Source organism: Ruegeria alba (genome assembly GCF_022321465.1).
GTDB lineage: Bacteria > Pseudomonadota > Alphaproteobacteria > Rhodobacterales > Rhodobacteraceae > Ruegeria_B > Ruegeria_B alba.
Genome location: NZ_JAKOEM010000018.1, coordinates 46,436 through 67,866, shown reverse-complemented (window position 1 = coordinate 67,866; position 21,431 = coordinate 46,436). Strand labels below are relative to the sequence as shown.

General features: G+C 64.7%; 22 protein-coding genes and 1 riboswitch. Of the genes, 10 read left to right on the top strand and 12 right to left on the bottom strand.

The features are described 5' to 3' along the window. Nucleotides 1–3: 3 nt before the first annotated feature. Entirely contained in the window at nt 4–1,347 is a 1,344-nt protein-coding gene (locus tag MB818_RS16995) for a Na(+)-translocating NADH-quinone reductase subunit A (RefSeq protein ID WP_234217319.1), read from the bottom strand. A 373-nt stretch (nt 1,348–1,720) separates the two neighbouring features. Here MB818_RS16995 and hpaE point away from each other — a divergent pair, with 373 nt between their 5' ends. The 10 genes from hpaE (at nt 1,721) to MB818_RS16945 (ending at nt 11,303) form a co-directional block, all read left to right on the top strand. Beyond that, a complete protein-coding gene (gene hpaE / locus MB818_RS16990; protein WP_238905838.1) occupies nt 1,721–3,229 on the top strand; it encodes a 5-carboxymethyl-2-hydroxymuconate semialdehyde dehydrogenase in 1,509 nt (502 codons plus the stop codon). Nucleotides 3,230–3,274: 45 nt separating this feature from the next. Next, entirely contained in the window at nt 3,275–4,126 is an 852-nt protein-coding gene (gene hpaD / locus MB818_RS16985; protein ID WP_238905835.1) for a 3,4-dihydroxyphenylacetate 2,3-dioxygenase, read from the top strand. Between the two features lie 26 nt (nt 4,127–4,152). Next, nucleotides 4,153–5,004 (top strand): fumarylacetoacetate hydrolase family protein, encoded by an 852-nt coding sequence (locus MB818_RS16980; protein WP_238905833.1) that lies wholly within the window; start codon nt 4,153–4,155, stop codon nt 5,002–5,004. Next, on the top strand, nt 5,001–5,801 hold the full coding sequence (hpaH, locus tag MB818_RS16975; RefSeq protein WP_238905831.1) for a 2-oxo-hept-4-ene-1,7-dioate hydratase: 801 nt from the start codon (nt 5,001–5,003) through the stop codon (nt 5,799–5,801). Before MB818_RS16980 ends, hpaH begins: the two co-directional genes overlap by 4 nt. 87 nt (nt 5,802–5,888) lie before the next feature. After that, nucleotides 5,889–6,545 (top strand): TetR/AcrR family transcriptional regulator, encoded by a 657-nt coding sequence (locus MB818_RS16970; protein WP_234184884.1) that lies wholly within the window; start codon nt 5,889–5,891, stop codon nt 6,543–6,545. After that, on the top strand, nt 6,545–6,922 hold the full coding sequence (locus MB818_RS16965) for a c-type cytochrome (protein ID WP_238905829.1): 378 nt from the start codon (nt 6,545–6,547) through the stop codon (nt 6,920–6,922). The genes MB818_RS16970 and MB818_RS16965 overlap by 1 nt, the downstream gene beginning before the upstream one ends. After that, entirely contained in the window at nt 6,919–8,352 is a 1,434-nt protein-coding gene (locus tag MB818_RS16960) for a D-arabinono-1,4-lactone oxidase (protein WP_238905827.1), read from the top strand. The genes MB818_RS16965 and MB818_RS16960 overlap by 4 nt, the downstream gene beginning before the upstream one ends. Next, nucleotides 8,345–9,517: a DSD1 family PLP-dependent enzyme gene (locus MB818_RS16955; RefSeq protein ID WP_238905825.1), complete on the top strand. Its 1,173-nt coding sequence runs from the start codon at nt 8,345–8,347 to the stop codon at nt 9,515–9,517. The genes MB818_RS16960 and MB818_RS16955 overlap by 8 nt, the downstream gene beginning before the upstream one ends. Nucleotides 9,518–9,526: 9 nt before the next feature. After that, on the top strand, nt 9,527–10,672 hold the full coding sequence (locus MB818_RS16950; RefSeq protein WP_238905823.1) for a DUF819 family protein: 1,146 nt from the start codon (nt 9,527–9,529) through the stop codon (nt 10,670–10,672). 151 nt (nt 10,673–10,823) lie between these two features. Further along, nucleotides 10,824–11,303, top strand: a complete 480-nt coding sequence (locus tag MB818_RS16945; RefSeq protein WP_234140247.1) for a YHS domain-containing (seleno)protein — start codon at nt 10,824–10,826, stop codon at nt 11,301–11,303. 51 nt (nt 11,304–11,354) lie between these two features. On the opposite strand, the gene MB818_RS16940 is transcribed toward MB818_RS16945, so the two are convergent. The 11 genes from MB818_RS16940 to MB818_RS16890 all read right to left on the bottom strand — a co-directional run bounded on the left by MB818_RS16940 (nt 11,355) and on the right by MB818_RS16890 (nt 21,277). Next, nucleotides 11,355–11,972, bottom strand: a complete 618-nt coding sequence (locus MB818_RS16940; RefSeq protein WP_238905821.1) for a (d)CMP kinase — start codon at nt 11,970–11,972, stop codon at nt 11,355–11,357. Beyond that, the gene (aroA, locus tag MB818_RS16935; RefSeq protein WP_234176903.1) at nt 11,969–13,315 is read right to left on the bottom strand and encodes a 3-phosphoshikimate 1-carboxyvinyltransferase; all 1,347 of its coding nucleotides are present in this window, start codon (nt 13,313–13,315) and stop codon (nt 11,969–11,971) included. Before aroA ends, MB818_RS16940 begins: the two co-directional genes overlap by 4 nt. Before the next feature lie 146 nt (nt 13,316–13,461). Further along, complete coding sequence (gene trmB / locus MB818_RS16930; RefSeq protein WP_234140253.1) at nt 13,462–14,175, bottom strand: tRNA (guanine(46)-N(7))-methyltransferase TrmB; 714 nt, start codon at nt 14,173–14,175, stop codon at nt 13,462–13,464. A 60-nt stretch (nt 14,176–14,235) separates the two neighbouring features. Further along, nucleotides 14,236–14,901: a COG3904 family protein gene (locus tag MB818_RS16925; RefSeq protein ID WP_234168115.1), complete on the bottom strand. Its 666-nt coding sequence runs from the start codon at nt 14,899–14,901 to the stop codon at nt 14,236–14,238. A gap of 125 nt (nt 14,902–15,026) precedes the next feature. Next, a complete protein-coding gene (metK, locus tag MB818_RS16920; RefSeq protein ID WP_234168113.1) occupies nt 15,027–16,208 on the bottom strand; it encodes a methionine adenosyltransferase in 1,182 nt (393 codons plus the stop codon). A 6-nt stretch (nt 16,209–16,214) separates the two neighbouring features. Beyond that, a riboswitch (SAM-SAH riboswitch) is annotated at nt 16,215–16,265 on the bottom strand. A gap of 31 nt (nt 16,266–16,296) precedes the next feature. Next, the gene (gene lnt, locus MB818_RS16915) at nt 16,297–17,814 is read right to left on the bottom strand and encodes an apolipoprotein N-acyltransferase (RefSeq protein WP_238905819.1); all 1,518 of its coding nucleotides are present in this window, start codon (nt 17,812–17,814) and stop codon (nt 16,297–16,299) included. After that, entirely contained in the window at nt 17,811–18,698 is an 888-nt protein-coding gene (locus tag MB818_RS16910) for a hemolysin family protein (protein WP_238905817.1), read from the bottom strand. The genes lnt and MB818_RS16910 overlap by 4 nt, the downstream gene beginning before the upstream one ends. 33 nt (nt 18,699–18,731) lie before the next feature. Then, nucleotides 18,732–19,229, bottom strand: a complete 498-nt coding sequence (gene ybeY, locus MB818_RS16905) for an rRNA maturation RNase YbeY (protein WP_234168108.1) — start codon at nt 19,227–19,229, stop codon at nt 18,732–18,734. A 58-nt stretch (nt 19,230–19,287) separates the two neighbouring features. Then, a complete protein-coding gene (locus MB818_RS16900) occupies nt 19,288–20,298 on the bottom strand; it encodes a PhoH family protein (protein WP_238905815.1) in 1,011 nt (336 codons plus the stop codon). 138 nt (nt 20,299–20,436) lie between these two features. Then, nucleotides 20,437–20,730: a hypothetical protein gene (locus MB818_RS16895; RefSeq protein WP_234163612.1), complete on the bottom strand. Its 294-nt coding sequence runs from the start codon at nt 20,728–20,730 to the stop codon at nt 20,437–20,439. A gap of 10 nt (nt 20,731–20,740) precedes the next feature. After that, nucleotides 20,741–21,277: an OmpA family protein gene (locus tag MB818_RS16890; protein WP_439653296.1), complete on the bottom strand. Its 537-nt coding sequence runs from the start codon at nt 21,275–21,277 to the stop codon at nt 20,741–20,743. Between the last annotated feature and the right edge of the window lie 154 nt (nt 21,278–21,431).

Below are 21,431 nucleotides of genomic sequence, written 5' to 3'. Positions count from 1 at the left end.
GGCTCAGCCCTCCTTTTCGATCTTGGAGAGGCTGTCGCGCAGCGCCAGCCCGTATTCGTATTTCGCCGGACAGGCAAAGCCGACAAGGCCCAGATCCTCTTCGTCCAGCTCCAGCGCGCCCAGTGCCTGCGCGGTGTCGGTATCCATCACCAGAAGCGCGCGCAAGAGCTGCGTCGGCAGATAATCCTGCGGCATCAACTCTTCGAACGTGCCGGTGGGCACCATGGCGCGGCGGCCCCCGTTCAGGTTCGAGGTCAAGCTGTAAAGCTTGCGCGAAAAGGCAGAGCCCAGCACCGGCTGCACCGCGAATTTCGACGGCATCGGCAGGATCCACCCCATCGTGTGCTGCTTGCGGTCTTCCTCGATCAGGGTCACCTGCCGGGCGAACCGACCTAGATAGCCAAACGGCCCCTCGGCCTGCCGTCCGCTCAGGATCGAGCCCGAGATGACACGCACCGGCGCGTCAAGCGAGATCTCGGCGGTGGTCAGATCGCCGGTCGAGGCGCCCATGATGGTGCGGATCAGGCGCGGCTCGCGCGCGGCGGGTCCCGAAAGGGCAATCACCATCGACGGGTCGAGATGGCCGGTTTCCACCAGCCGACCAATGGCGATCACGTCCTGATACCCGATGGTCCAGACAGATTTTTCCGACGAGAGCGGCGCCAGGAAATGGATATGGGTGCCCGCCAGGCCCGCCGGGTGCGGCCCGTCGAAGGTGGCCACCGATACGCCTGCCACATCGCCGCCCGGGATCGCATCGCCCGGCTTGTGACACAGCCAGGTCGGCCCGTCGCTCAGCAGCGCCACCGCCGCCAGACCGCTGGCAAAGGCGCTGCCCGCGTCGGCGATGATGGTGGCGGCATCCGCGGCCAGCGGTTCACTGTCCATCGCGGTGACAAAGATCGCGTCGGGCGTATCGCCCGGCACCGGCATCTTGGAATAGGGCCGGGTGCGGAACGCGGTCCACAGACCGGCGGCACAGAGCTTCTCGATCAGCCCCTCACGCGTCTTGCCATTGCCGGTGGTGGCAAAGTCAAGGCCGGGATCGGCGGCATCGCTCACCTCGATCACAACGCTTTGCAGAACCCGGCGGGCGCCCCGGTTGATCGCAGCGACACGGCCCGTCACCGGTGCCACCATCATCGCCTCGGGCGCATCCTTATGACAAAAGAGCGGAGTGCCCCGGCGAACCTCGTCGCCTTCCTGAACCAGCATCCGGGGTTTCAGCCCCAGATAATCGGCGCCCAGAACGGCCACCGAGCCGATTGCCGGGCCGGGATGAATGGTCTGAACCGGTGCGCCTTTCACCGGCAGGTCCAATCCCTTTTTCAATCTGAAATTCTGCATGTGATCGCTACGTCTTCTCGTGTCCGAATCCCGTCGCGGGCCCTACCTATTTCATGGGACGGCCCGGGCAAATACCCGGAAACCCTGAGAGCTTCGCATGATGCCGAGGCATCTGATTTGAATAATGTCCCGCTTGGCGCGCAGCTTTACGGGAGGGGGGCGGCGAAATCAAACACACTTGGCAGATTTGTGTCGGATTTTCCCGGTTGTTTGGTCGCTAACAGGCATTTTTCCAATCCAGATTTGCAAATTTGCCGAAACAGGTCGGGCGAAAATGCCGCAGCGCAGCAGTGTCACGCCTGCCGCCGGGTTGACTCGCGCCGTTATTTTCATTAACATGTGAATAATAAGCTCACCGCAGGAGACATTCCCGATGCCCGACCTGACCACACGGCTGGCCGACCTTGACCGACATCTGGAGCGATTCCGCCGCGACGGGGTGATGAACCGGATCGGCGGTCAGGACATGCCCGGCGGCGCGGGCCGGTTCGACAGCACGTCTCCGGTCGACAAGTCGGTGATCTGTTCGGTGGCGCGGGCCGATGCCGCCGATGTGGATACGGCGGCACGGGCCGCGCATGCGGCCTTTCCCGCCTGGCGCGACATGCCCGCGACCGAGCGGCGCGCGATCCTGATCCGCATCGCCGAAGGGATCGAGGCGCGGGCCGAGGAGATTGCGCTGTGTGAATGCTGGGACACCGGACAGGCCTGGCGCTTCATGTCCAAGGCGGCGCTGCGCGGGGCCGAGAATTTCCGCTATTTCGCCGATCAGGTGGTACAGGCGCGCGACGGCCAGCATCTGAAGTCACCGACGCTGATGAACATCACCACCCGCGTGCCGATAGGCCCGGTGGGGGTGATCACGCCGTGGAACACGCCGTTCATGCTGTCCACGTGGAAGATTGCCCCTGCGCTGGCCGCCGGTTGCACCGTGGTGCACAAGCCCGCCGAACTCAGCCCGCTGAGCGCGCGGCTGTTGATCGAGATCGCCGAAGAGGCGGGCCTGCCCCCCGGAGTGCTGAACCTGGTCAACGGGTTTGGCGAGGATGCGGGCAAGGCGTTGACCGAACATCCGCTGATCAAGGCCGTGGCCTTTGTCGGCGAAAGCCGCACCGGCAGCATGATCGTGAAACAGGGGGCCGACACGCTGAAGCGTGTGCACCTGGAACTGGGCGGCAAGAACCCGGTGATCGTGTTCGACGATGCCGATATCGAGCGGGCGCTGGATGCGGTGATCTTCATGATCTACTCGATCAACGGCGAGCGCTGCACGTCGTCCTCGCGCTTGCTTGTGCAGGACACGATCCGCGAGGAATTCGAGGCGCGGCTGGTCGAGCGGGTGAACAACATCAAGGTGGGCCATCCGCTGGATCCGGCGACCGAGATCGGGCCGCTGATCGGCGAGGAGCATTTTGCCAAGGTCACCAGCTATTTCGACATTGCCCGTCAGGACGGCGCCACCGTTGCGGCGGGTGGCGAGGTGGTCGGTGATCAAGGCTATTTCGTGCGCCCCACCCTGTTCACCGGCGCGTATAACGACATGCGCATCGCGCGCGAAGAGATATTCGGCCCGGTGCTGACCTCGATCCCGTTCTCGACGGAAGAAGAGGCACTGCAAATCGCCAATGACACGCCCTATGGGCTGACCGGCTATCTCTGGACCAACGACCTGACCCGCGCGCTGCGCTTTACCGACAAGCTGGAGGCCGGGATGATCTGGGTGAACTCGGAAAACGTGCGCCACCTGCCCACCCCCTTTGGCGGGGTCAAGGCCAGCGGCATCGGCCGCGACGGCGGCGACTGGTCGTTTGAATTCTACATGGAGCAAAAGCATATCGGCTTTGCCACCGGCCAGCACAAGATCCAGCGCCTCGGCGCCTGAACCACTCACCGGGAAGCGCGCGACCATCCCGTGACGGAGGAGAGAATGGGAGAAATCGTACTCGCCGCCAAATGCACCCATGTGCCGACCATGCTGATGTCGGAGCAGGAGGGGCCAGTGAAGGGCAAGCGGCAGGCGGCCATCGACGGGCATCTGGAGATCGCCCGCCGCGCCCGCGCGCTTGGCGCCGACACCGTGGTGATCTGCGACACCCATTGGGTGATCAATGCAGGGTTCCACATCAACGCAAACAGCCGGTTTCAGGGGCTGTTCACCTCGAACGAGTTTCCTCAGTTCATCCAGAACATGCCCTATGACTACGAGGGCAATCCGGGTCTGGGCGATGCCATCGCCAAAGAGGCCAGCGCGCGCGGTGCCTATACGCTGGCGCATCATCTGGACAGTCTGGAACTGGAATACGGCACGCTGGTGCCGATGCGGTTCATGAGCCGGGAACACCAGATGAAGGTGGTGTCGGTCGCGGCCTGGTGCACCGTGCATGACCACGACGAAAGCCGCATCGTGGGCGAGGCGATCCGCGCCGCGGTCGAGGCCTCCGACAGCAAGGTGTTGCTGGTGGCCTCGGGCTCCTTGTCGCACAAGATCTGGCCCAACAAGGACTATGCCGCCAATAATGGCACCTTTACCATCAGTTCCGAATTCAACCGGCAGATGGACCTGCATGTGCTCGAGATGTGGAAGCGCGGCGATCATGCGACCTTCCTCAAGATGCTGGGCGATTATGCGCGCTTTTGCTGCGGCGAGGGGGCGATGCACGATACCGCCATGCTCTACGGTGCGCTTGGCTGGGACAGCTATGACAAGCCCTGCGAGGTGGTGACCGAGTATTTCCCCTCCTCCGGCACCGGTCAGACCAACGTGATTTTCCCGGTTTGATTTCCGGGCCAGACGAGAGGAACAGCATGAAGTTCGCCACCATTGCCGCCGACGGGCAGGAGCTTTACGGCATCATCCGCGACGAGGGGTTCGTGGCGCTGTCGCCCGATTTCCCGCACTGGCCCGACCTGCGCGCGGTGATCGCGGCGGGCGGTCTGCGTGACCTTGCCCATGCGGCGATGGGTCGGGCGGTGACGCATAGCGATTTCACCTACCTGCCGCCCATCCCCAACCCCGGCAAGATCATCTGTGTTGGCGTCAATTTTCCCGACCGCAATGCGGAATACAAGGATGGCAGCGCCGCGCCGAAATACATGTCGCTGTTTCCGCGTTTCGCGTCGAGCTTTGTCGGACATGGCGAGCCGCTGATCCGCCCGCCCGAAAACCACACGCTGGATTACGAGGGCGAAATGGCGGTGGTCATCGGCAAGGGGGGCCGGCGCATCCGGGCCGAGGATGCCTATGACCATATCGCCGGGCTGAGCGTCTGCAACGAGGGCACCATTCGCGACTGGGTGCGGCACGCCAAGTTCAACGTGACACAAGGCAAGAACTGGGACCGATCGGGGGCGATCGGGCCGTGGATCGTGCCCTTCACCCATCGCGCCCAGATCGACGCGGCGCGGATCACCACCCGGGTCAACGGCGAGGTGCGGCAGGACGATGCGCTGGCCAACATGATCTTTTCCGTGCGTGACGAGATCGCCTATATCTCGACCTTTACCACCCTGAACCCCGGCGACATCATCGTCACCGGCACCCCCACCGGCGCGGGCGCGCGGTTCGATCCGCCGCGCTACCTGAAACCCGGCGACGTGGTCGAAGTCGAGGTCACGGGGGTCGGCACGCTGGTCAACGGGGTGGAGGACGAGGCATGACGCCCGAACAGCACGCCGATGCCGCCGCGCGGCTGATCGAGGCCGAGGAAACCGGCCGCCAGATCGGGCTGTTGTCGCTGGCCTATCCGGGCATGGACATGGACGATGCCTATGCCATCCAACAGGCGTTGGCGGCGCATAAGCAGACCGCCGGGCGCCACGTGATCGGGTGGAAGATCGGGCTGACCTCGAAAGCGATGCAATATGCGCTCAACATCGACATTCCCGACAGCGGCATCCTGTTTGACGACATGGCGTTTGACGATGGGGCCATGGTGCCCAAGGGGCGGTTCATCCAGCCCCGGGTCGAGGCCGAGATCGCCTTTGTGATGAAGGCGCCGCTAGGCGGGGCAGAGGTGACGCGCGACGATGTGCTGGCGGCCACCGACTATGTCGCCCCGTCGCTGGAAATCCTCGACACCCGCATCCTGCGGGTCGATCCCGACACGGGACGCGCGCGCAATGTCTGCGACACGATCAGCGACAATGCGGCCAATGCGGGCGTGGTGCTGGGGGCGCAGCGCCATGCGCCAGACGCGTTCGATTTGCGCTGGGTCGGCGCGCTGACCTTTCGCAATGGCGAGATCGAGGAGACCGGGCTGGGCGCCGGCGTGCTGAACGATCCGGTCGAAAGCGTGGTCTGGCTGGCCCGCCGCATGGCGCAATACGGGCAAAGCATCGAACCGGGGCATATCGTGTTGTCGGGCAGCTTCATCCGCCCGGTCGAATGCCCGCCCGGCGCCCGGATCGAGGCAGATTTCGGCCCCTTTGGCGCGGTCTCGGTCAATTTCGCCTGACGCGCACCTGCCGCCACGTCAGGCGCGAAAGAAGTTGAAAATTTTTCGGAAAAAGTTTCCGCTTTCTGACGAGAGGAGAGCGGAGCCATGGGTTCATCCGAAACCGACACCCCGATGCATACCCGCGCGACGCCGAAACAGGCCCGCGCGCGCCAGCGGGTTGCCGATATCCTGGACGCCGCCGCCGCGCTGTTGGCCGAGCGGCCGCCGGGCGATCTGAACACCTCGCTGATTGCCGAGCGGGCCGGCGTGCCCGTCAGCTCGATCTATCGCTACTTTCCCACCCTGCGCGATCTGCTGGACGAGCTGTCGGCCCGCGCCGCGGGCGACCTGCGCCAACATTTCATGGAGACGATTGCCGCCACCGAGAGCGAGCCGGATCTGGTGCTGCGCATCCGCCGCACGCTGGAGGGGATCCGCGTGTTCATGGCCGAACATCCCTATTATCGGGGCCTCCTGTTGTTGCTGGCCTCGCTGCGCGGGGTGCAGAGCGTCGAGGATGACGACAATGCGGAACTGGTGGGCTTTCTGGCCGACCGCTGGGCGCGCGGGCTCGACGGATTTACCGGCGGCGACCCGCAGGTGGTGGCGACCACCGCCGTGCAGATCGCCCTGACGCTGGAAGACCGGATGGCGCGACAGGCCACGCCCGCGCTGGAGGCACAGTATCACGACGAGATGGTCCGCGCGCTGGATGCCTATCTGTCGCTCTACCTGCGGCGCTCTCCTGCGGAGGAGACCTGATGCGCGCGTTGATCCTCTTGGTCTCGGCACTGGTTCTGGCGGCGCTCTGGTGGTGGCTTTCCGGTGACGGGGCACCTCCGGAACCGGAGGCGAGCGATATAGCCCGGGCCGAGACCCTGCGCCCGACCGAGCCGGAACTGGCAGCGATCTATGAGCGGTCCTGCATGGCCTGTCACGCATTGGTCGAAGCGCAGGCGCCTTTGACAGGCTTTGCCCCTGCCTGGGCGGCGCGGGAAAAGGAACGCGGAGCACATGGCCTGTTGTTATCGGCGCGCAACGGGTTCGGCAACATGCCTGCGATGGGTCTGTGCCTCGATTGTTCGGACGATCAACTGGCCGCGCTGATCGCCTTCATGTCCGGGGAGGGGCAACAATGACACTGACACGGCGCAAACTGCTGGGCTATGGCGCGCTGGCCGGGCTGGCGGTGCCCGCAGCGATGCAGGCCCATTGGCTGAGCCGCGATTTCACCCGGCCCGGTTACAGCCCCGAGATCCCCCCTGCCCCACCGGGCCGCCAGCTTTGGCGCAACTGGTCGGGATATCAGGTGGCCACACCGGAGCAGATTTACTCCGCCGGTTCGGAGGAGGAACTGGCCACCCGCATCTCCGCATGGCCGGGTCGCATTCGCCCGGTGGGATCGGGCCATTCCTTTTCCGCGCTGGTGCCCTGCGAGGACATGATCCTCGATACCGGGCGGCTCTCGGGGTTGATCTCGGTCGATGCGGCGGCGGGGATGGCGACCTTTGGCGCCGGGACCCGGCTGCGGCAGGCGGCAATGCTGGCCGCTGAACACGGTCTGGGCTTTGCCAACCTGCCCGATATCGACGTGCAGACCCTGGCCGGGTCGTTCAGCACCGCCACCCATGGCACCGGGCGCGGATTGCAGGCCTTGCATGGCTGTATCACAGGGTTCCGCCTGATCACCGCCGATGGCACCATCCGCGACGTGACCCGCAACAGCGACCCGGATCTCTTCGACGCGGGCCGGGTGTCGCTGGGCACGCTGGGGGTGATCACCCGCTATACGCTGAAACTGGTTCCCAGCTATGCGCTGAACCGCAAGCTCTTCATCCTGCCCACCAATGAGGCGATCGCGCGCATGCACGATCTGGCCGCCGCCCATCGCAATTTCGAATTCTACGTGCTGCCCAATCTGGGCTATGCGGCGGTGATCACCCATGACCTGTATCAGGGAGAGATCGCCGGGCGGGTGCCCAGCGAGGACGAGGACTGGATCGCCACGCTCATGGATCTGCGCGATATCCTGGGCTGGTGGCCATGGCTGCGGCGCCGCGCGTTTGGCGCCTATGTGGCACTGGAGGTGCCCGCCGACGGGGTGCTGGAGGATACGACCGACGAATACTGGAAACTGCTCTCAACCGCCCGTGCCACCCGGATGAACGAGATGGAATACCACCTGCCCGAGCAAGGCGCGCAAGAGGCGGTGCGCGCGGTGGTGGCGGCACTGGAATCTCGCAAGGAGAGCTTTTTCCCGATGGAGGTGCGGTTCACCGGGCAGGACGACGCGTGGCTGTCGCCCTTCAACGACGGCACGCGGGTCTCGGTCGCGGTGCACAAGCTGGCCTCGGAACCGCTGGACATGCTGTTTGACACGATTGAACCGATCCTGCGCGCATATGGCGGGCGGCCCCATTGGGGCAAGCTGCATGCACTGACCGCCCTCGATCTGGCTGCGCTCTATCCCGATTTCGACCGGTTCGCCGCGCTGCGGGCGCGGCTTGATCCGCAGGGCAAGTTCCTTAATCCTCATACCGCCTCGCTGTTTGGGGCCGGGGATGTCTGAGGCCTATTTTCAGAAGTTGCAGGCGGCACTGGTCGCGGCGGGGCGGTACCTGCCGACGCTGGTGGTGGATAGCGAACGGCTGGCCGCCAATATGGCGGCGGTGCGTCGGTTGACGGCGCCCGGTCTGGCGCTGCGCGTGGTCGAAAAATCGCTGCCCGCGCCGGACCTGTTGCGGCTGGTGATGGACGGGCTGGAGACCAACAGGCTGATGAGCTTTCACCTGCCCTTTGTCCAGCAGACGGCGGCGGCGTTTCCAGAGGCCGATATCCTGCTCGGCAAGCCGATGCCGGTGGGTGCCGTGGCAGGCATATCGCCCGCTCTGGACGCCCAAGTGCATTGGCTGATCGACAGCCCGGAACGACTGACGGAATATGCCGCGCTTGCGGCACAGTCGGGCCGCCGCCTGCGCATCTATCTGGAGGTCGATATCGGGTTGCATCGGGGCGGATTCTCGCTGGACCGTGCCGGGGAGTTCACCGCCGCCCTGACCCACCTGCGCGACGATCCGAACCTGCACCTGACCGGGCTGATGGGGTACGAGCCGCATATCGCCCGCCTGCCCCGCCTGATCGCCAGCCCTGGCCGCGCCTTGGGTGCGGCGCGGGCGGCCTATGCCCGGTTTCATGCGATGGCGGTCCAGACGCTGGGGCCAGAGGCCGCCGCCAAGCTGATCATTAACACCGGTGGCAGCACGACCTTCATGCTCTATGACGGGAGCGGGCCGGAAACCGAGGTGGCGCTGGCCTCGGCCCTGGTCAAACCGACCGATTTCGACCTGCCCGCGCTGGAGGCGCTGCAACCGGCCGCCTTTATCGCCACGCCGGTGCTGAAAACCGTGGAACGGCCCGATATCCCGATGGCGCCGGGGCTGAGCCGGGTGTTGCGCCTCATGGGTCGGTCACCGCAAAAGGCCTGTTTCATCTATGGCGGCAACTGGCTGGCCGATCCCTGTCACCCGGCAGGCGCACGGCGATCACCCCTGTTCGGGCATTCCAGCAATCAGGAAATGTATGATCTGCCTGCAAGCAGCACCCTGAAACCCGGTGATTTCCTGTTTTTCCGCCCGCGCCAGAGCGAGGCGCTGTTCCTGCAATTCGGCGATATCGCGGTGTTCGACGGCACCGCGATCACCGAATGGTGGCCGGTCTGGCACGAGACACATTAGGAGACGCCGATGCTGTTTGCCCTGATCCTGCTGATACTCCCTGCGCTGATCATCTGGCTGGCGGCGCGGATACCGGCGCTGGACCGGATCGGCGTGGTGCCGCTGACCTTTGCCACCGGTTTTGCCCTGGCGCTGAGCCTCGACCTGAGCGCCTTTGCCGACATGCAGACCATGCTGCAAGAGGTGAGCGTGGCGCTGGCCCTGCCGCTCATCCTGTTTGCCGCCAACCTGCGCCGCGCCCTTAGCGAGGCGCGCGGTGCAGGGCTGGCCATGGCGCTGTCGCTGGTCTCGGTCTGTATTGCCAGCCTGCTGGGGGTGCTACTGTTTCAGGGCCGGGTCGCGGACCTGCCGCAGGTCGCGGGCATGGCGGTGGGCGCCTATACCGGCAGCGGCGTCAACATGGGCGCGATCAAATCCGCGACCGGGGCCAGCGATGCGCTGTTCCTGACCATGGTGACCTATGACATCGTGTTTTCCATCGGCTACATGCTGGTCATCGTACTTGTGGGCCAGCGGCTGGCCGGGTTGATCCTGCCGCCCTTTGTGCCCCGCTCCCAAGGCGCTCATGCGGCCAACACCTCCCATATCACCGATGACAGCGCGCGCGGATATGCACGGCTGATCGAGCGGTCGGGGCTGGCAGGCTCTGCCCTGGCCCTTGGCGTGGCGGGGCTGTGCGTCGGGGTGGCCGTGGCGCTCGCCGGCCTGCTGCCACAGGCGTGGTCCGGCACCGCGACCATCCTCCTGATCACCACATTCGGCCTGCTGGGCGCCTTTGTTCCCCGGTTGCATGCCAGCCCGACCAGCTTTCACCTTGGCATGTACCTGATCCTGATTTTCTGCCTCAGCTCGGCCACCCTCCTGGATCTGTCGGTGCTGACCGGGATGAACTGGGCCCTTGGCGGTTACTTCGCCTTTATCCTGCTGGGGGCGATGGCGCTGCACGCGCTGCTCTGCCGCCTGTTCGGGATCGACCGCGACACCTATCTGGTGGCCTCGGGCGCCGCGATCATGTCGGTGCCCTTCATCCCAGTGATCTGCGGCGCGCTGCGCAACCGGGCGCTGCTTGTGCCTGGCATCGCCATTGCGATCCTGGGCTATGCGGTGGGCAACTATCTGGGCGTTGCCGTGGCAAGCCTGGCGGCGGCTATGTAAACCCACCCTCGCACCATACCGATCATTCTAATCTCTGTACGATCTGCAAATCTTTCGGGACCATCTGCCATAACAGGTTCACGTTGCGGCCTCTATCTGTTGGTCACCGGGCCGATCCGCCCGGTTGAAACCACACTGGAAGGATCTCAACATGAAGACTTTCGCACTCACTGCCCTGATTGCTGCGCTGCCGATGCTGGCCGCACCCGCCTTTGCCGCGGACGAAGTCAACGTCTCGAACGGCATCTCGGCTGGCGGCGCGCCGCTGGCCGTGCATGGCGTCGACCTGGTGACCCTGGTGCGCGACGGCAACCCGGTCGAGGGCTTTGCCAACTACTCGGCAACCATCGACGGGGCATCCTACTATTTCACCTCCGAAGAGAACCTCAAGGAATTCCAATCGGAACCGGCCCGCTACCTGCCCCAGCACGGCGGTTTCTGCTCGTACGGCGTGGCCGTGGGCAAGAAGTTCGACGGCGACCCGGACAAGTACGTTCTGGCGGATGGCAAACTGTTCCTGTTCCTGAACACCGCGACCCGCGACAAGTTCCTTGAGGACGTGACCGGCACCACCGCCACCGCCGATGGCAACTGGGCCAAGATCAAGCATGTCGCGGTGGGCGACCTCTGATCCCGGCCTCAGGGGCGCGCTTCCCGGCGCCCCGACCCGCCCGCGAAGGAATTAACCCTTCGCGGGCAACTTTCGCTCGATCTCGGCAATCGCGGCGGACAGCGCGGTGGGAATGTCCATCGTGCTGGTATCCAACAACACCGCATCCTTGGCCGGTTTCATCGGCGCGGTTGCGCGATCCGCATCGCGGGCGTCACGTTCGCGCACATCAGCCAGAACCGCCTCGCGCGTGGTGTCGTGGCCCTTGCCAACCAGTTCCAGATAGCGGCGTTCGGCGCGTATCTCGGCGCTGGCGGTAACGAACAGCTTCACCTCGGCCTCGGGGCAGATCACCGTTCCGATATCGCGCCCGTCCAGCACCGCGCCGCCTGCACGGCGGGCAAAGGCACGCTGGAAATCGACCAGCGCCGCGCGCACCTCGGGGACCACCGCCACCTTGCTGGCGGCCTGCGCCACCTCGGCCGTACGCAGGTCATCACGCTCCAGATCCTCGGGCCGCAGGTCGCGCGCGGCGGCCTCGGCCGCCTCACCCTTCAACGTGCGGCGACCCACCGCGCGATAGAGCAGGCCGGTGTCGAGATGGGCGAACCCGAAATGCGCTGCGACAGCTTTCGAAATCGTGCCCTTGCCCGCTGCGGCGGGTCCGTCGATTGCAACCGTAAACGTCATGTCCGCTCCAGCTTGGCGCCCAGACCGCCCATCAGCGGCTCAAAGATCGGGAAAGAGGTGGCGATCGGGCTGCCATCGTCAACCGAAACCGGCGCCATGGCCCCCATGCCCATCACCATGAAAGACATGGCGATCCGGTGATCCAGAAAGCTCTCGCAGGTGCCGCCACCCGGCACCTTGCCGATGCCCAGACCATGCACCGCCCACCAGTCGGCGCCCTCTTCGACCGTCACGCCATTGGCCCGCAGCCCGCGCGCCATCGCGTCGATGCGGTCGCTTTCCTTGACGCGCAGCTCCTTGACGCCACCCATCATAGTCACGCCCTGGGCATTGGCGGCCACCACCGACAGAACCGGGTATTCGTCGATCATGCTGGCCGCGCGTTCGGGCGGCACGGTGATGCCCTTCATGTCGGGCGAATAGCGCGCGCGCAGGTCGGCTACCGGCTCGCCGCCCTCGGTACGCTCGTTCTCATAGGTCAGATCGGCGCCCATCTCGCGCAGCGTGGTAAACAGGCCCGCGCGCGTCGGATTGAGCCCGATGCCCGGCACCAGCACGTCCGAGCCCGGCGTGATAAGCGCGGCGCAGACCGGGAATGCCGCGCTGGACGGGTCGCGCGGCACCGCGATCACCTGCGGTTTCAGCTCGGGCCGCCCGGTCAGGGTGATGACCCGGCCTTCGTCGGTATCCTCGACCGTGACCTCGGCGCCAAACCCCGCCAGCATCCGCTCGGAATGGTCGCGGGTGGCCTCCTTCTCGATCACCACGGTCTGACCCGGTGCGTTGAGCCCGGCCAGCAACACGGCCGATTTCACCTGGGCCGACGGCACCGGCACCTCGTAACGCACCGGTACCGGATCGGCGGCGCCCACGATGGTCATCGGCAGCCGGCCACCCTCGCGACCCACCGCCTGTGCGCCAAACAACGCCAGCGGATCGGTGACCCGCGCCATCGGCCGCTTGTTCAGGCTGGCATCGCCGGTAAAGGTCGCCGTGATGGGCGAGGTCGCCATCGCCCCCATTATCAGCCTCACACCGGTGCCGGAATTGCCGCAATCGATCACCTGATCCGGCTCGGCAAAGCCACCCACGCCGACCCCGTGCACCGACCACGATCCGTCCGCGTGCCGGGTCACTTCGGCGCCAAAGGCCCGCATCGCCTTGGCGGTGTCCAGCACATCCTCGCCTTCAAGCAGGCCGGTGATACGGGTCTCGCCCACCGCCATCGCGCCAAGGATCAGCGCCCGGTGCGAGATCGACTTGTCGCCCGGCACCTCGGCCACGCCGCTCAGCGGGCCACAGGGATGCGAGGTCATCGGGATGGGGGTGCCGTGTCCGGACATGCGCGCTCCTTCGCAAAAACTCCCCCCGCGATTACCCAATTGCCCCGTCAGGGTCCAGCGGGAACCGGCGCGCGACCGCCCTCTTCATTCCGCGGGAAATACTCCGGGGGACGCGCCGCAGGCGCGGGGGGCAGCGCCCCCTTGCCTCAGCCCTCCAACCGGCGAAAGGTCAGGTAGTGCGGCACCCGGCCTTCGCGCAGCGCCTTCTGCTCATACCGGGTCGAGATCCAGTCGCCCCAGGGCTGGCGCCAGTCGGCGGGCGCCTCGGCCAGCCATTCGAACCCGGCGCGCGGCACTTCTTCCAGCGTCTGGCGGACATAGTCGGGGATGTCGGTGGCCACGCGAAAGATGGCACCCGGTTTCAGCACCCGCGCCAGCGGTTCCAGATGCTCGGGCGTCACGAAACGGCGGCGATGATGCCGCTTCTTGGGCCAGGGATCGGGATAGAGCAGGAAAGCGCGTGCGATGCTCTGCGCCGGCAGCACGTCGAACAGGTCGCGCACATCGCCCGGATGCACCCGCACATTGTCAGCGCCTGCCGCCCGGATCTTGCCCAACAGCATCGCAACACCGTTGATATAGGGTTCGGCGCCGATGATGCCGATGCCGGGATTCGAGGCCGCCTGATGCACCAGGTGCTCACCACCGCCGAACCCGATCTCCAGCCAGGTCTCGCGCCCGCCGAACAGCGCATCCAGATCCAGCGGCTGGCGGCTGGGATTGTCCTGCCAGCTCACCGGACCCGGCGACAGGGGCGTCAGGTCCTCGTCCAGATAGGTCCGCTGGTTCGGTTTCAGGGTCTTGCCCTTGATGCGGCCATAGAAGTTGCGGCGCGGGCGGTCGGGTGTCGTCTTGCTCATGGCCGCGGGGTTACTGCGCCCGCGCGCCCGGTGCAAGGGTCTGCCGCGCGGCCCTGTGCCTCATTCGGCGGCGCGGGCGCGTTCACGCAGCACCCCGGCGCGGGTCAGTTCCAGCCGCGAAGGGTACCAGCTGTCATCCGCGCGCACGCCCTTGGTTCGCACCGCAAACCCCGCATCCACACCCCGGTCGATCATATAGACCAGATCGTCATGTACCTCGCTCTGGGTATCCTCATAGACCCACGAGACGAAATCGAACGGCGTCTCCCAGCCATCGGCCTCGCGATTTGCGGTGTAATACTCCTCGACCGAACGGGGTGACCAGGTGGTCTGATGAAAGCCGATCTTGGCGCCCAGCAGCATCCGCCGCCCGGCACCGGCCAGAAAGATACGCACGCAAGAGCTGAAACATTCGCCCGAAACCAGGGTATCGAGGTCGAAATCCAGCACGATCCGCGCCATCTCGCGCCCGGCATACAGGCTGCCACCGGTGCTGTTGAGGTCCAGCACCCGGATCTCGGGGTTCTGCCGCAGCAACGCCAGCAACCGGTCGATATGAGACACCTCTATATCGTCGGTGCCGCCCGACTCGTCACCGCGCGTGGTGTCATAGACCAAGGTCTCGCCCTCGACACGGAACACCGGGTCGTCTTCTTCGGCATGTGCCCCCTGCGCAGAGCTTAGTGTCAGCGCGGCGATAAGCGTCAGCCTGGCAAGAGGGTGCATGCAAAGTCTCCCGGTAAGTCCGGGCAAGGGTGAAAAACCACGCCGTGCGGGTCAAGCGGAAACACCCTGATCCACGAAAAAGGGCGGCCCACTGGCCGCCCTCTTGTCGATCACGATGCGTCGGTTCAGACCGCCTTTTTCAGCGCCTCGGCCAGATCGGTGCGCTCCCAGCTGAAGCCGCCATCGGCCTCGGGCTCGCGACCGAAATGACCATAGGCGGCGGTGCGCTCGTAAATCGGCTTGTTCAGACCCAGATGGGTGCGGATGCCGCGCGGGGTCAGGTTCATGACCTTGGGGATTGCCGCCTCGATCTCGGCATCGGCGACCGTGCCGGTGCCATGGGTATCGGCATAGATCGACAGCGGCGCCGACACGCCGATGGCATAGCTCAGCTGGATGGTGCATTTCTCGGCCATGCCGGCGGCGACCACGTTCTTGGCCAGATAGCGCGCGGCATAGGCGGCCGAGCGGTCCACCTTGGTCGGATCCTTTCCCGAGAAGGCGCCGCCGCCATGTGGCGCGGCACCGCCATAGGTGTCGACGATGATCTTGCGCCCGGTCAAGCCGGCATCGCCATCGGGTCCGCCGATCACGAACTTGCCGGTCGGATTGACGTGCCAGACGGTATCGGCGCCGATCCACCCCTCAGGCAGGACCTCGCGAATATAGGGCTCGACGATGGCGCGGATGTCGGCGCTGGTCAGTGCCTCATCCAGATGCTGGGTCGACAGCACGATCGAGGATACACCCACCGGCTTGCCGTTACGGTAGATCACCGACAGCTGCGATTTAGCGTCCGGGCCAAGCGCGGGCTCGGTGCCGTTCTTGCGCACCTCGGCCAGACGGCGCAGGATGGCATGGCTGTACTGGATCGGGGCCGGCATCAGTGCGGGCGTCTCGGTGGTGGCATAGCCGAACATGATGCCCTGATCGCCGGCGCCCTCATCCTTGTTGCCCGAGGCATCGACGCCCTGGGCGATATGGGCCGACTGTTCGTGCAGCAGGTTGGTGATCTCCACCGTCTCGTGGTGGAACTTGTCCTGCTCGTAGCCGATATCCTTGATGCAGTCCCGGGCGATCTGGTCGATCCGACCCATGTATTCGCGCAGCTTGGCCTGATCGGACAGGCCGACTTCGCCGCCGATCACGACGCGATTGGTGGTGGCAAAGGTTTCACAGGCGACGCGCGCCTCGGGCTCCTCGGTCAAAAAGGCGTCGAGCACCGCATCGGAAATGCGGTCGCACACCTTGTCCGGGTGCCCTTCGGAGACGGATTCCGAAGTGAAGATGTAGTTCTGTCGGGACATGAAAAGTGCTCCATTAAAGGTTTCCCTCGCCACGCCAGGAAGCCGTTGTGGCAGGTCCAAGCCGGGATACGCGGGGCCAATGGCAAGGTCAATCGCTATTTGGCGACATGCATCGGCCTTGTATCCGCGCGGCACCAGCGAGCAGAACCAGCATCGCCAGCAGCAACGGCACATCGCCGGTCCGGCCGTAAACCGTTTGCGGCAGCGTTTGCGGCAATTCGACGTCCAGGTATCCGTCATGTCCCAAAGGCAACGCGGCTGTGATGCGCCCATGCGGGTCGATCATTGCCGAAATGCCGGTATTGGCCACCCGAACCATTGGCAATCCTTGTTCGATGGCCCGCATCCGCGCCTGTGCCAGATGCTGATAAGGACCAGCCCAGGTTCCGAACCAGGCGTCGTTGGTGACCTGCACCAGCAGACGCGGCCGCCCGGCGGGGCTGCGGGCATATCGCGGAAACACCGCCTCGTAGCAGATCAGTGGCAGCGCAGCACCGATGCCCGGGATCGGCAAGACCTCTGGGCCCGGCCCTGCGCTGAAGCCCCCCCCGCTGCGAGCGGCGAACCCCGAGATACCGAACCGCTCCAGCACATCACCCATAGGCACATATTCACCGAACGGGACCAGATGATGCTTGTCATAGGTGGCCTCGACCTGCCCGCCCGCGCCAATCATTGCAAGTGAGTTGTAGACACGGGGGCCATCGGCCCGGTTCGCGCCCAAGAGCACCGGCGCGCCACGCGCGGCGGCGGCGATACGTTCCAGCACCGGTCGGGCCTCGTCGAGCCAATAGGGCAGCGCCGATTCCGGCCAAACCACCAAATCCGGCGGCGTTCCGGCTGCAGTCGAGCGGATCTGTCGCTCCTGAAAAACCGGATACCAGTCTGGATCCCATTTCTGATGCTGCGGCGCGTTGGGTTGCACCAAGCGCACCACCTTGCCCGAGCTTTCGACCGAGTGACGCGCCGCGTCTGCGGCCAGCGCCGCCAGCCCCAGCGCCAGCGGCGGGAGACAGCGCAAGAGCAACGCGCGTCCACCGAGCCCCCGCGCCAGCCCGACACCGGGGATCAAGGCCGCAGCGAGGGTCGCGAAGCCGAGTCCATTAGGACCTGTCCAGGCCAACAGCAGCGCAACATCGGTATCGACCCAGATTTGAGCCAGACCGGCCCAGGGAAAGCCGGTGAACACATACCCACGCGCCATTTCCGCCAGGCCCAGCGTCAGCACGAGCAGTAGCACGCGCCGCTCAGGCCCACGCCAAGGCATCGCCGCAAGAGCAAAGGCAGCCGCCCAGAACAAGGCCAAACCGCCTGACATCAGCAGCAAGGCAAAGGGGGCCATCCATCCGTGGCGCGCAGCGTCCACCATAAACGGCTCGACGATCCAGGTCAGCGCATGGCCGAAATAGCCGGTGGCAAAGGCCCACCCGGTCCAGGCCGCCTCGCGCCGGCCCGAAGCGGCGAGCAACAAGGCAGGCACCGCCATCAGGCCGCCGATCGTGGCAACCCATAACGACATCGGCGCCAGGCCAAGCGCGGCCACAGCCCCCAGCGCCGCGGCCAGCATCATGCGCTGCCACAGTTGCCAGCCTGAAAGAATGCTCATTCGGCGGCGTCGGGAATCATCACCCGGAGCCGCTTGATCCGGCGCGGGTCAGCATCCATGACTTCGAACTCGACCCCGTCGGGATGCGGCACGACTTCGCCGCGCGCGGGCACCCGGCCCGACAGCATGAAGACAAGCCCGCCCAGGGTGTCGATTTCTTCCTCGTCAACATCCTCGTGACTGGTCAGCGAGCGGCCGATCTCGGTCTCGAACTCGTCAAGCGGCGTGCGCGCCTGCGCGATATAGCAGCCTGCCCGTTCCTTGACCCAGGTCTGCGCCTCGTCGGTATCGTGCTCGTCCTCGATCTCGCCGACCACTTGTTCGATCAGATCCTCGATGGTCAGCAATCCATCGACCCCGCCATATTCGTCGATCACCAGCGCCATATGACGCCGTTCGGTCTGCATCTTGGTCAGCAGCACCCCGATCGGCATCGAGGGGGGCACAAAAAGCAAGGGGCGCAGCATCGAGCGCAGGTCGAACTGTGTCGAGTTGCCGTTGAAACCATGGGTCAGCGCGAAATCCTTGAGATGTACGAAGCCCAGCGGCGTATCGAGCGTATTCTCATAGACGGGTATCCGGGTCATGCCGCTGTCGCGGAAGATCTGGACCAGCTCCTCCTTGGAGATCGACAATGGCACCGACACGATCTCGGCCGTGGGGATCGCCACATCCTCGACCCGCATCCGACGAAGGTTTAGAATTCCCGGCACCGGCGTGGGTGCCGTCGTGGCCCCGTTCGGGGCCTGTTCCTGATGGCTTTCACCGGATGAAAATGCATCCATGATACGGGTGAAAAACCCTGTCTTGTCTGCGTTCGTTTCGCCGGCTTCTTCCGGCTGCGCGCTCTGCGCTGCGCTAGAACTGCCTTCTATGTCGCCCATCAATCCTGTTCCAAATCGAGGCCCCTTGGCCCCTCACTCCATAGTATATGGGTCATCAAGCCCCAGGTTGCCAAGTATCTGACTTTCCAATCCCTCCATCAGCGTGGCGTCTTCGTCACGGATGTGATCATAGCCCAGCAGATGTAACAGGCCGTGAACAATCAGATGAGTCACATGGTCATCCATAGGTTTGCCCGCGGCCACGGCCTCACGCTGGCAGGTGTCAAAGGCAATGGCTATGTCGCCCAGCGGAATGGCGCCGGTGAAGTCGGCCTCGGGCGCGAAGGGTTCTCCGCCCGGTTCTTCGGCAGCCAGATCCTCGGCGGGCCAGCTCAGGACATTGGTGGGGGCGGGCTTGTCTCGGAATTCGGCATTCAGCGCTGCGATGCGATCGTCGTCGCAGCCAAGCAAGCTGATTTCGCAAATTTCTGGGTCCAGCCCCATCTGCGCCAGCGTCGCCGAAATCGCCCGGTCAGCCAGTGGCGGCAGGATGGTCCAGCGCGAATCCTCCAGCGTCAGATCCAGCGTCATGCTTCCGCGCTCCGCGCCGCCAAATACCCAGCGATCCTACTCACAAACCCAACTCCGTTCAGCCCGTGTCAGCCTCATACGCCTCGATGATGGCGGCGACAAGCGGGTGTCGCACCACATCCTTGGAGGTGAAATAATTGAAGCTGATGCCCGGCACCGGCTTCAACAGCCGTTCGGCATCGGCCAGACCCGAGGTCACCCCGCGAGGCAGATCGACCTGGCTGCGGTCGCCGGTGATCACCATGCGGCTGCCCTCGCCCAGACGGGTCAGGAACATCTTCATCTGCATGGTGGTGGCGTTCTGCGCCTCGTCCAGCACCACAAAGGCATTGGCCAACGTGCGCCCCCGCATGAAGGCCAGCGGCGCAATCTCGATCTTCTTTTCCTCGATCAGCTTGGCCACCTGCTTGCCCGGCAGGAAATCGTTCAGCGCGTCATAAAGCGGCTGCATGTAGGGGTCGACCTTGTCCTTCATGTCGCCCGGCAGATAGCCCAGCTTCTCCCCCGCCTCGACCGCGGGCCGGCTGAGGATGATACGGTCGACCAGACCGTTGATGAACATCGACACACCCACCGCGACCGCAAGATAGGTCTTGCCGGTGCCCGCCGGACCAATGCCAAAGGCCAGTTCGTTCTCGAACAGTGATTTGACATAGGCCTTTTGCGCGTCGGTGCGCGGTTCGACCGGCTTCTTGCGGGTCTTGATCTCGATCCGGCCGCCCAGAAACATCTCCAGCTGGTCCTCCGCCGGAGTATCCCTAGCCTCTTCGCCGCGTCCCATGCGCAATTCGCGGTCCACATCGGCGCCCTCGACCGGGCGGCCCGATTGCAGGCGCTCGTACAGCGCCTCCAGCACCTCGGCGGCGCGGTCGCGCGCGCCGACCTCGCCAAGAACCGACAGCAGATTGCCACGCCGCACGATCTGCACTCCCAGCACCTGCTCTATCAGCACCAGGTGGCGGTCATGCTCGCCGCACAAATCTATCAACAGCCGGTTGTCGGGGAATTCCAGTTGCAGCTCCTCGGGGGCGCTGCTGTCTTGCGGTGGTGTGAGGGCACTGATGGCCATCCGCTCTCCTGTAGTCGCAGTCCTGGGACAAGCGTAGCCAAGATATTGCGGTCGGTGCAAGCGGGACCGCAAAGTTTTCACCTGTTTGAAACAAAAAAAGGCCGCCCCATGGGGCGGCCCTGATGTCATGTCAGGCACTCAGATCGCGTCGACGATGTTCGAGCCTTCCTTGAACGGGCCGGTGGCCACACCCTTGGGTAGCGAGTCGTCGCAGACCGGCTTGCCGTTACGATCCATCCGCTGAGACAGATAGCCTTCGAGACCGTCGTCGATAATCCAATGCTGGCAACCGGTCGGATCAACCCAGATGCCTGCCTTGAGCTGCGATAGATCCTTTGCGTCGATGCCTCGGTCGCGGGTCTTGTCGGTCGCTTCACAGGCGGCAAGCCCGCCCAGAGCCGCGAGAAGGGCGATTCCCTTGAACAGTTTCATGTCGCTCTCCTCAGTTCACACAGATGATTTCGACGCGGCGGTTCTGCGCCATGTTGGCGGCGCTGGTATTGGGTACGCGCGGATCGCGTTCGCCGTAACCACGTACATCAACAATGCGGGCACCCGAGGCGCGTCCCACCCGCGCGACCGAATTGGCCCGGTTGACCGAAAGCCGCAAGTTATAGGCGTCCGAAGCCCGGCTGTCGGTATGGCCGGTGATGATATAGCCGTTGGCGCCGGTTTCCTGAAAGAACTGGCGCAGCCGGGCTTGCCCTTCAGATGATATGCGATAGCTGTCGGTCGCAAAAAACTGATCCGTCGGCATCGTGCCGCACAGCGCACCCCGGCGACAGACCGGGGTTCCGTCGCGGCGGACATGTGGTGTCATGAAGCCCTCGGCGCCGTCATCCATCACCCAGTGCTCGCAGCCATCCGGATCAACCCAGATGGTCGGCACATAGCGTTCACCGATCACGGTCCGACTGGTGCCCTCGCTGCTGGATTGGGCAAGCGCCGGAGCGGTTACCGCCCCAGTCAGTGCAAGCACGGTTGCAAGCGCGGCAGCCACGCTTCTGTATTTGAAATCTGTCACCGAAAATTCCTCACCTGGTTCCCCCACTACCAACAGCCAGCTGTATCGACTTAGACCGCCGGACGCGAAACTGCTGCAAGGTTAAGAATATTCGAGATTTTTGTGAAGA